A 10,679-nucleotide genomic window follows, 5' to 3' on the forward strand; every position below is an offset into this window, starting at 1 on the left:
TTATTATGCTAAATGACCTTTTGCGTATTAATCATATGTTTTACTGATTATGCTGTTTGTTTAACAGTGATTTTAGCCCGGCTTAATTAAGTCGATATATAAATAAATACAGTTCGATTACGCTAACAGGCTTATTAAAAGAAGGTGAATCAGTTCAGCAAGCCGGGGAAGATCGATTTCACCCCTGCAACAATAAACTCAATGCCTAACGCCATTAACAGCAACCCCATAATACGCGTGATGACGTTAATACCCGTTTGGCCTAACAAACGCACCAGCCAGGGAGCGATGCGAAACAATCCCCACGAGCAAAACGCAAACAGGGCAATCGCGATCGAAAAACCCAGCAGGTATTCCACTTTGTGATAACGCGTCCCCCACACAATCGTTGAACTGATCGCCCCTGGCCCGGCCATTAATGGTAAGGCTAAAGGAACGACGCCAATGCTTTCGCGAATAGCCGTTTCTGACTGCTCCTGTTTGTTCTGTTTGTCTTCACCTAATTTCCCGCTGATCATCGACATAGCGATTGTAACCACCAGGATCCCGCCAGCAATACGGAAAGAATCAATAGAGATGCCGAAGAGTTGCAAAATCGCATCGCCAAGAAACAGCGATGTCCAGAGGATGATAGCGACCGAGAGATTTGCCGTCAGGTTAGTTTTGTTTCGCGCACCCGCACTTTGATAGCTGGTCATACTTATAAAGACGGGAATGATACCCACCGGATTCACCAGCGCAAACAGACCAATAAAAAACTTAAAGTAAGTAGGAAAATCAAACATTGTATGAACCACAGTATGCTCCGCAACGCCGCCCTGCTTTCTTTGAAGGAGGGATGACAAAATAATCCATGCAAACGATACGCGTTTTCTCGTGTTTGTTCACCACTCCCCAGTTAAAAATGGCACCAATACAACATGTTATTCAATTGTACTAATTGTGATAATCTTAGAGAGCGTTTAGTCAGATGCCATTAACATATGCTACAAACGCCCAAAAATAGCACTGCTGAAAGGAGTCAGCTTCGCTAAAACTTGACGTAGATCACGCAAAGACTACTCATAACCAGGTAATCTGAGTTCACCTAAAGAAAGTAAAAAAAGCGAAGCCGCGTTGAGGCTCTTTCAGTAAATCAGTGGCATGTGGTCAGGCGTTAATTATTTGTTTTTCTGAGATTTACGCAACCTGCAGCCGGTCTGTCTATACTCACCTATTGGACAGCTGGTTTACTAAAAGAGTTTAACATTATCAGGAGAGCATTATGGCTGTTACTAATGTCGCTGAACTTAACGCACTCGTTGAACGCGTGAAGAAAGCCCAGCGTGAATATGCCAACTTTACTCAAGAGCAAGTAGATAAGATCTTCCGTGCCGCCGCCCTGGCTGCCGCAGATGCTCGAATCCCCCTCGCTAAAATGGCCGTTGCCGAATCCGGTATGGGTATCGTAGAAGATAAAGTGATCAAAAACCATTTTGCTTCTGAGTATATCTACAACGCCTATAAAGATGAGAAAACGTGCGGTGTGCTGTCGGAAGATGACACGTTTGGAACTATCACTATCGCTGAACCTATCGGCATCATCTGCGGTATCGTTCCGACGACTAACCCTACTTCTACTGCTATCTTCAAATCTCTTATCAGCCTGAAGACCCGTAACGCCATCATTTTCTCTCCACATCCTCGTGCGAAAGATGCAACTAACAAAGCGGCTGATATCGTCCTGCAGGCGGCTATTGCTGCTGGCGCACCGAAAGATCTGATCGGCTGGATTGACCAACCGTCTGTTGAGCTGTCTAACGCGCTGATGCACCATCCGGATATTAACCTGATCCTCGCCACCGGCGGTCCAGGTATGGTTAAAGCGGCTTACAGCTCAGGTAAACCGGCAATTGGTGTTGGTGCGGGTAACACGCCTGTGGTTATCGACGAAACCGCCGATATCAAACGTGCCGTTGCATCGGTTCTGATGTCAAAAACCTTCGATAACGGCGTTATCTGTGCATCTGAACAGTCCGTTGTGGTTGTTGACTCCGTCTATGACGCTGTACGCGAACGCTTTGCCAGCCATGGCGGCTATTTGCTGCAGGGTAAAGAGCTGAAAGCCGTACAGGATATTATCCTGAAAAATGGCGCGCTGAATGCCGCTATCGTAGGTCAACCGGCGTATAAAATCGCTGAACTGGCGGGCTTCACTGTTCCGGTCACTACTAAGATCCTGATTGGTGAAGTGCAACTCGTCGACGAAAGCGAACCTTTTGCTCACGAAAAACTCTCCCCGACGCTGGCAATGTACCGTGCGAAAGATTTCGAAGACGCGGTAGAAAAAGCAGAAAAACTGGTGGCGATGGGCGGTATCGGCCATACATCCTGCCTGTACACCGATCAGGATAACCAACCGGAACGTGTTGCTCACTTCGGCCAGAAGATGAAAACGGCACGTATCCTGATTAACACCCCAGCATCTCAGGGTGGTATCGGTGACCTGTATAACTTCAAACTCGCGCCTTCCCTGACTCTGGGTTGTGGTTCCTGGGGTGGTAACTCCATCTCTGAAAACGTTGGTCCGAAACATCTGATCAACAAAAAAACCGTTGCTAAGCGAGCTGAAAACATGTTGTGGCACAAGCTTCCGAAATCTATCTACTTCCGCCGTGGCTCACTGCCAATCGCGCTGGATGAAGTGATTACCGATGGTCACAAACGCGCGCTTATCGTGACTGACCGTTTCCTGTTTAACAACGGCTATGCAGACCAGATCACCTCTGTACTGAAAGCCGCTGGCGTGGAAACAGAAGTATTCTTCGAAGTTGAAGCTGACCCGACGCTGACTATCGTTCGTAAAGGCGCTGAACTGGCGAACTCCTTTAAACCAGACGTGATCATCGCGCTCGGTGGCGGTTCCCCGATGGATGCAGCCAAAATCATGTGGGTGATGTACGAACATCCAGAAACCCATTTTGAAGAACTGGCGCTGCGCTTTATGGATATCCGTAAGCGTATCTATAAGTTCCCGAAAATGGGCGTGAAAGCGAAAATGGTCGCCATCACCACCACCTCTGGTACCGGTTCTGAAGTTACCCCGTTCGCCGTGGTAACTGACGATGCGACCGGGCAGAAATACCCGCTGGCTGACTACGCGCTGACTCCGGATATGGCGATTGTTGACGCCAACCTGGTCATGGATATGCCTAAATCCCTCTGCGCCTTCGGCGGTCTGGATGCGGTAACCCACGCGCTGGAAGCATATGTTTCTGTCCTGGCCTCTGAGTTCTCTGATGGTCAGGCGCTGCAGGCGCTGAAACTGTTGAAAGAAAACCTGCCAGCTTCTTACAACGAAGGTTCGAAAAACCCGGTTGCCCGTGAACGCGTTCACAGTGCCGCTACTATCGCCGGTATTGCGTTTGCTAACGCCTTCCTCGGCGTGTGTCACTCAATGGCTCACAAACTGGGTTCACAGTTCCATATTCCGCACGGTCTGGCCAACGCCCTGCTGATCTGTAACGTTATTCGCTACAACGCGAATGATAACCCGACCAAACAGACTGCGTTCAGCCAGTATGACCGTCCGCAGGCACGCCGCCGTTACGCAGAAATTGCCGATCATCTCGGTCTGAGTGCCCCAGGTGACCGTACCGCAGCGAAAATCGAGAAACTGCTGGCATGGCTGGAAAGCATTAAAGCTGAACTGGGTATTCCGAAGTCAATTCGTGAAGCGGGCGTTCAGGAAGCTGACTTCCTGGCCAACGTGGACAAATTGTCTGAAGATGCGTTTGATGACCAGTGTACCGGTGCCAACCCACGTTATCCGCTGATCTCCGAATTGAAACAGATCCTGCTGGATACGTTCTATGGTCGTGAGTACAAAGAAGGTGAACCTGCCGCTGCTGCTGTTAAAGTGGAAGCGCCAGTAAAAGCTGACAAGAAAGCGAAGAAAACGGCTTAATTGTTCAGCCTGATTAAAAAACCCGCCGACTCTGGCGGGTTTTTTATTTGAGCAAAACACCTTCCACACACACTAACGCGTTGCTTTTACTTACCTCTGACCCGCGCCTGAATCGCGGTGAGAGAGCCCTCTACAAGCGCTTCTTTATAATGCTTACGGCAGACCGAAACATAACGCTCATTGCCGCCAATCACGACCTGCTCGCCTTCATTATATGGCCGCCCGCTCTGATCCAGGCGCAGTACCATGCTGGCTTTACGTCCACAGAAGCAAATGGTTTTCAGCTCGACCAGTTTGTCCGACCATGCGAGTAAATACTGGCTGCCAACGAATAATTCTCCGCGAAAATCGGTACGCAACCCATAACACAGCACCGGAATATCTAACTGATCGACAACTTCTGATAACGCATAAACCTGTTCACGCGTTAAAAACTGACACTCATCAACCAGCACGCAATGGACAGCTTCGCGCTTATGTTCCGCGCTGATTTCCTCGAATAATGCGGATTGTTGATTAAACAAACGCGCCGGTGAGGATAATCCAATACGGGAACTTACTTTTCCGGCGCCGAAACGATCGTCAATTTCCGCCGTGTAGACCACTGTGCGCATACCTCTTTCCTGGTAATTGTAAGAGGATTGTAGTAAAGCCGTAGATTTCCCTGCATTCATCGCTGAATAGTAGAAATAAAGTTGTGCCATCGTGCGCAAAACCCCAATCAAAGTGTGATATTACTTGCGGCGATTGTACCATATTTTATCGGGCAAACCGGATGGCAGAGCGTTTGTCAGACTAAATCCCTTACTGCTACTTTGCTCACAGATATAGCAATTGTTAATCCGCGCTATTGTTACTGCCAGAGAAACAGCCCAGCGAATTCATAATCTTACCAAGGATTTAAATCGGGTTTCACAAACCATATCATCCAGAAATTATTAATGATTTTATCTGCTTTGTGCATTCACTATACGGAATAAACAAGGTCGATATTTATCCATCACGACTATAAACCCGTTAAGATTAATCACAATTCACACCTAAAGAAGCGACGACAACAACATAGAAGCCAGTGCTATAAGTGCTTTTTTGTGCGTTTCTTCAAGTAAAATTTTAGTTAGCGTTATTTTTAACGGGCTTAATTAAGGGGGATTTTTGAATTCCTTACATTACCAGCTATTGCACTGGCAAAATTAACGCTCTATTATTAGCTCAACAAACCACCCCAATATAAGTTTGAGATTACTACAATGAGCGAAGCACTTAAAATTCTGAACAACATCCGTACTCTTCGTGCGCAGGCAAGAGAATGCACTCTCGAAACGCTCGAAGAAATGCTGGAAAAATTAGAAGTTGTAGTAAATGAGCGCCGCGAGGAAGAAAGCGCTGCTGCAGCTGAAGTTGAAGAGCGTACGCGTAAACTGCAACAATATCGTGAAATGCTGATTGCTGACGGTATTGACCCGAACGAACTGCTGAACAGCATGGTAGCCGCTAAAACCGGCACGAAAGCTAAACGTGCTGCGCGCCCTGCTAAATATGCTTACGTTGATGAAAACGGCGAATCAAGAACCTGGACAGGTCAGGGTCGCACGCCGGCTGTTATCAAAAAAGCTATCGAAGAAAAAGGCAAGAAACTGGAAGATTTCCTTCTCGCCGAGTAATTCTTCTGCGATTTGAAAAATCCCGCCGCTGGCGGGATTTTTTTTGACGCACTCCACAATATCTTCACAATATATTGCTATTCAGCAATGTTATTTCAATCCGTCACGCTTATTGTTTATGCCTTCGTCTGAAATGCCATTGTTTTGCGGCGTCTGCCTGTTCATGCGGGACGGTGTTATGTTTCTTACCGCAACGTTTAGAAATAAAAAAGCCGGAGATAATCAGCGCAACAGCGCTATTCTCTCCGGCTTAATTCCCTTTGCGGCAAAGGGATTAATTATGCTTTCCCGACGCCTAATGTCTCTTCCAGCCAGGCTTTAAATTCTGTACCCAGCGTATTGTGGCGGATACCGTATTCTACGAAAGCGCGCATATAGCCGAGTTTATTACCGCAGTCATGGCTTTTGCCTTTCATGTGGTAGGCTTCAACTGTCTCTTTCTCGATCAGCATATCAATCGCATCGGTCAGCTGAATTTCATCGCCTGCTCCCGGAGGGGTTTTTGCCAGCAGAGGCCAGATTTCAGCACTCAGGACATAACGCCCTACCACCGCCAGGTTTGACGGCGCAGCATTGGCCTTGGGTTTCTCCACAACACCAACCATCGGTACGCTATCGCCCGGATTCAGCGTAGCGCCTTTGCAGTCAACAACACCGTACGCGGTCACATCATCAACCGGCTCGACCATGATTTGGCTCGCGCCCGTTTCATCGAAGCGTTTAATCATCTCTGCCAGGTTGTCCTGTGACAGGTCTGATTCGTATTCATCAAGGATGACGTCCGGCAGGATCACCGCTACGGGTTCATTCCCAACCACCGGATGTGCACACAGTACAGCGTGACCAAGACCTTTTGCCAGCCCCTGACGCACCTGCATGATCGTCACATGCGGTGGACAAATAGACTGAACTTCTTCCAGCAACTGACGCTTAACGCGTTTTTCCAGCATAGCTTCAAGCTCGAAGCTGGTATCGAAATGGTTTTCGATAGAGTTTTTGGATGAATGGGTAACCAGAACGATTTCAGTGATACCTGCCGCGATACATTCATTCACCACATACTGAATTAATGGCTTATCAACCAGCGGCAACATTTCTTTAGGAATTGCCTTGGTCGCTGGTAACATCCTCGTTCCCAACCCCGCTACCGGGATTACTGCTTTAGTCACTTTCGAATTTATTGCAGCCATTGAAAATCTCCTGGACTGTTCATGCTTTGAACATGTTCATGAATTAACTCGCGTCTGAGTATATCAGCACCATCCCAACGGCCAGGTCTGAAAAGGACGCGCTTACAACTAATTAGGATTAATACGCATAATCTGCGGCGATAGTACCACTCGTTTTATCGTACAGGTAAAGCAATCTACAAAGTCTGATTCAATCGCTCATTCCGCACTCAACATTAAGCGCAGCCGCCCGCCCGCGCCCCACACCTGGCACTGCCACGAGTCACAGCGCTGACTTAATTGATTGAGATAAGTATTGCCTAATGTGCCGAGAGGAACACCATTACTGATTTGAATTTGATGTTCGCCAGTGTTTAATGTTGCGTTAAGACCGGCTGAAACTAATATCAAATTCTTAAGCTCACTGTGGTAATAACCCACCAATAAAGGAAACTGCCCGGGCAAATTGGCCTGACGCAGTAATTGATTGACCTGCTTAAGCAACGCGCCCATTTCCGGCAAGCGCTGCCGTTGATGAGCTAACTGTTCTTGTAACAACCCATTAAATAATGCACGTAGCAGCAATGCGGCTAACACACCGTTATTGCCCGCCCGGGTAACGTCGAGGCAATAAAAAGCCAAATCCTGACCGGAGATAGGCGCGATATCGAGAACTAAGCCGGGTCTGTCAGCCGAGACTAATTGGCGATAATTTACCCGACAATTCGAAATAACCTGCTGAACCGGTGGTTGTAATTCCTGCAGGAGTTTCGCTGCAGCCTGTGGATTACATACCAGCGCATCCCAATCCTGGAACAGGCGCTCTTCTTCTTCAACACGGGAATTAAACATATTGGGATAAAGGCAGGCAAATACCGTTTCCTTTAAGCGGAGAAAATCTTTCACCGGCTTAAGCACCACATCCTGCACACCCAGGCGCAACGCTTTCGCAATATCCGCCATGTTTTCGGTTGCTGAGATGACCAGAATCGGCGTTTGATTTCCGCGATTGCGCAAATGTTCAATTAACGCCAGGCCGTTCATGCGCGGCATGGCCAAATCACAAATAATGAGATCAGGCGTTACGGCTCCCATACGGGCCAGAGCTTCAACACCATCCTCCGCCAGCAAGGTGCTGGCTCCAAGTGATAACAGCCAAGAGTCCAGCAGCGAGCGGAAAACGGGCTCGTCTTCGACTATCAATATCTGTTTTCCGGCCAACGGCTGCGTCATGTCATCTCCCCTGCCTGACGATAGATCAATAGTGGCATGCTTCGTCGATACTCGCCTGTCAGAATTTGCTGAACTCTACGAAAATACGTCATCACACTACGGGTCGCGCCAGTGGTAACAACTCGTCTATTTTTTTTTCGACTGCCAAATGCCCGGCTGCAATCGCTGCATCGGCACGATGAAAATCCAGTGTCGAGATTTGCGGACAGATAGGCTGCAGCAGAATATCTGGCGGGTCGCCTGCCATGCGGTTGCGTTTTAAGCGGTTTTCGAGAACCTGAATTGACGTACTCATGATTTCCATAGCCGTGGGCGTGACCGGACGTTTAGGTGCCGTCCGCCCGAGGCGTTCACGCAGGCGCTGATGCCAGCGTAACACTGCACGGCCCTCAGTATCACTCTCACCGTTTGGCAGATTCACCGAGAGCAGGTCTTGTTGCATAAGGTGCGCATCATGCTGCAAATCGACTGCAATCACCACATCCGCCCCCAGGGCGCGGGTGAGCGAGACAGGGACAGGATTAACGACCGCGCCATCCACCAGCCAGTACCCATTATGCGCGACGGGTGCCATCAAGCCTGGCATACTGCAAGAGGCCCGCACAGCGTGGTGCAAATCCCCTTCGGTGAACCACAACTCCCGCCCAGTGCTCAGGTTGGTGGCGACCGCGCCAAATTTCTTCTGGCAGTGACTAAAATCAGCATACGGCAACACTGCACGATAGTGGTTGAACACGCGTTCACCGCGCAATAACCCACCGCGTTGCCAGGAAACATCCATCAGACGCAGCACGTCCCAGTATCGAAAAGAACGCACCCATTTTTCCAGTGCCGGCAATCGGTCACAGGCATACGCCGCGCCGACCAGTGAGCCAATAGAACAACCCGCGACAATGTCAATTTCGATACCTGCGCGTTGTAACGCATTAATCACGCCGATATGCGACCACCCTCTGGCCGCTCCGGAACCGAGCGCCAGACCAATCTTTACTGTTCTCATTACGCGTGTTTCACTTCCCCCGGCTTACTGTAGCCACAGCGCTACGGCTCAGTTAACATATTGCTACCCTGGCGCAACAGCGCCGTTATTTTTGTTCCAGGAATGCTATTTTGTCTCAATCTTGTCCTTGCGGTAGCGCTCTGGAGTATAGCCTATGTTGCCAGCCTTATCTGTCTGGCGCTCAGCTCCCTCCTGAACCCAGCCACCTTATGCGTTCGCGCTACACCGCTTTCGTGTTACATCAGGCAGATTATCTCATCAACACCTGGCACCCTTCTTGTGGAGCGGAAGCCTTTCGCCACCAGCTTGAGGCTAATTTTCCGCAAACGACGTGGCTCGGCCTGACCCTATTTGAGCATGCTTACGGCGAAAAGGGTAATGAAGGTTATGTCAGTTTTGTGGCACGGTTTAGCGAACAAGGTCAAGCAGGCGCAATTATTGAACGTTCCCGTTTCTTAAAGGAGAACGGCAAGTGGTACTATATCGATGGAACGCGCCCGCAGTTCGGTCGTAACGATCCCTGCCCATGCGGATCAGGTAAAAAATTTAAAAAGTGTTGCGGCCAGTAAGGCAAACAGCAACGCATAGCAAACATCATCAACAGGATTTACCCGGCAATGCATTCATTACAACGTAAAGTTCTGCGCACTATCTGCCCTGACCAAAAAGGGCTTATCGCCCGTATCACCAACATTTGTTACAAGCATGAATTGAACATCGTGCAAAACAATGAGTTTGTTGATCATCGTACCGGTCGTTTCTTCATGCGCACCGAACTGGAAGGTATTTTTAACGATGGCACACTGCTGGCGGATCTCGACAGCGCGCTGCCGGAAGGATCGATTCGCGAGCTGAATCCTGCTGGTCGTCGTCGCGTGGTTATTCTGGTCACCAAAGAGGCACACTGCCTTGGCGATTTGCTGATGAAAGCCAACTACGGCGGGCTGGATGTCGAAATCGCGGCTGTGATTGGCAACCACGACACGCTGCGTTCGCTGGTCGAGCGTTTCGATATTCCGTTTGAACTGGTAAGTCATGAAGGCCTGACGCGTGAAGCACATGATCGTTTGATGGTACAGGCTATTGAAGCGCATCAGCCGGATTATGTTGTACTGGCCAAATATATGCGAGTGCTGACACCGGAATTTGTCTCCCGCTTCCCGAATAAGATCATCAATATTCACCATTCGTTCCTGCCGGCCTTTATTGGTGCGCGTCCTTATCATCAGGCCTATGAGCGCGGTGTGAAGATCATTGGCGCAACGGCTCACTATGTGAATGACAATCTGGATGAAGGCCCGATCATTATGCAGGATGTTATTCATGTGGATCACACCTACACCGCGGAAGACATGATGCGTGCCGGGCGCGATGTGGAGAAAAACGTGTTGAGCCGCGCGCTGTATCAGGTGCTTGCACAGCGGGTATTTGTTTACGGTAACCGGACGATTATTCTGTAATCAGTAATAAATTGAATTGCTTGCCTTTGCAGCATTACGTGCAAAAAGCAGACAAGTAATTCGTTTTTATTTATTGAGTGCTTTACAGCGGCGCGTCATTTGTTATTATGCGCCGCGCTTCCCGAGAAGGGAGCAGGCCAGTAATATTAGCTTTACCCCGTGGTGGGGTTCCCGAGCGGCCAAAGGGAGCAGACTGTAAATCTGCCG

General features: G+C 49.0%; 9 protein-coding genes. 4 read left to right on the forward strand and 5 right to left on the reverse strand.

The features are described 5' to 3' along the window. Positions 1–149 precede the first annotated feature (149 nt). A complete protein-coding gene (locus RTX30_RS03310; protein ID WP_312686761.1) occupies positions 150–797 on the reverse strand; it encodes a YchE family NAAT transporter in 648 nt (215 codons plus the stop codon). Between the two features lie 467 nt (positions 798–1,264). Between RTX30_RS03310 and adhE the strand changes: the two genes are divergently transcribed. Continuing rightward, a complete protein-coding gene (adhE, locus tag RTX30_RS03315) occupies positions 1,265–3,946 on the forward strand; it encodes a bifunctional acetaldehyde-CoA/alcohol dehydrogenase (RefSeq protein ID WP_312686763.1) in 2,682 nt (893 codons plus the stop codon). A gap of 86 nt (positions 3,947–4,032) precedes the next feature. Here adhE and tdk read toward each other — a convergent pair whose 3' ends face one another. Continuing rightward, positions 4,033–4,650: a thymidine kinase gene (gene tdk / locus RTX30_RS03320; RefSeq protein WP_312686765.1), complete on the reverse strand. Its 618-nt coding sequence runs from the start codon at positions 4,648–4,650 to the stop codon at positions 4,033–4,035. A gap of 546 nt (positions 4,651–5,196) precedes the next feature. Here tdk and hns point away from each other — a divergent pair. Continuing rightward, entirely contained in the window at positions 5,197–5,610 is a 414-nt protein-coding gene (hns, locus tag RTX30_RS03325; protein ID WP_312686767.1) for a histone-like nucleoid-structuring protein H-NS, read from the forward strand. A 278-nt stretch (positions 5,611–5,888) separates the two neighbouring features. Here hns and galU read toward each other — a convergent pair whose 3' ends face one another. The 3 genes from galU to rssA form a co-directional block, all read right to left on the reverse strand. Then, the gene (gene galU, locus RTX30_RS03330) at positions 5,889–6,800 is read right to left on the reverse strand and encodes a UTP--glucose-1-phosphate uridylyltransferase GalU (RefSeq protein ID WP_312686769.1); all 912 of its coding nucleotides are present in this window, start codon (positions 6,798–6,800) and stop codon (positions 5,889–5,891) included. Between the two features lie 198 nt (positions 6,801–6,998). Next, the gene (gene rssB, locus RTX30_RS03335) at positions 6,999–8,012 is read right to left on the reverse strand and encodes a two-component system response regulator RssB (protein WP_312686772.1); all 1,014 of its coding nucleotides are present in this window, start codon (positions 8,010–8,012) and stop codon (positions 6,999–7,001) included. 91 nt (positions 8,013–8,103) lie between these two features. Then, on the reverse strand, positions 8,104–9,012 hold the full coding sequence (gene rssA / locus RTX30_RS03340; protein ID WP_312686774.1) for a patatin-like phospholipase RssA: 909 nt from the start codon (positions 9,010–9,012) through the stop codon (positions 8,104–8,106). 110 nt (positions 9,013–9,122) lie between these two features. On the opposite strand from rssA, the gene RTX30_RS03345 reads away from it, so the two are divergent. Both RTX30_RS03345 and purU read left to right on the forward strand, forming a co-directional pair. After that, positions 9,123–9,581 carry a YchJ family protein gene (locus RTX30_RS03345; RefSeq protein ID WP_312686776.1) on the forward strand — a complete coding sequence of 153 codons (459 nt, stop codon included), beginning with the start codon at positions 9,123–9,125 and terminating at the stop codon, positions 9,579–9,581. A 48-nt stretch (positions 9,582–9,629) separates the two neighbouring features. After that, positions 9,630–10,472: a formyltetrahydrofolate deformylase gene (purU, locus tag RTX30_RS03350; protein WP_312686777.1), complete on the forward strand. Its 843-nt coding sequence runs from the start codon at positions 9,630–9,632 to the stop codon at positions 10,470–10,472. The last annotated feature ends 207 nt before the right edge of the window (positions 10,473–10,679 follow it).

This window comes from Kosakonia sp. (assembly GCF_032052965.1).
In the GTDB taxonomy this organism is placed as follows: domain Bacteria; phylum Pseudomonadota; class Gammaproteobacteria; order Enterobacterales; family Enterobacteriaceae; genus Kosakonia.

Coding starts and splice junctions, on each gene's coding strand:
- adhE (WP_312686763.1), top strand. CDS start 1,265: ATGGCTGTTACTAATGTCGCTGAACTTAACGCACTCGTTGAACGCGTG.
- tdk (WP_312686765.1), bottom strand. CDS start 4,650: ATGGCACAACTTTATTTCTACTATTCAGCGATGAATGCAGGGAAATCT.
- hns (WP_312686767.1), top strand. CDS start 5,197: ATGAGCGAAGCACTTAAAATTCTGAACAACATCCGTACTCTTCGTGCG.
- galU (WP_312686769.1), bottom strand. CDS start 6,800: ATGGCTGCAATAAATTCGAAAGTGACTAAAGCAGTAATCCCGGTAGCG.
- rssB (WP_312686772.1), bottom strand. CDS start 8,012: ATGACGCAGCCGTTGGCCGGAAAACAGATATTGATAGTCGAAGACGAG.
- rssA (WP_312686774.1), bottom strand. CDS start 9,012: ATGAGAACAGTAAAGATTGGTCTGGCGCTCGGTTCCGGAGCGGCCAGA.
- purU (WP_312686777.1), top strand. CDS start 9,630: ATGCATTCATTACAACGTAAAGTTCTGCGCACTATCTGCCCTGACCAA.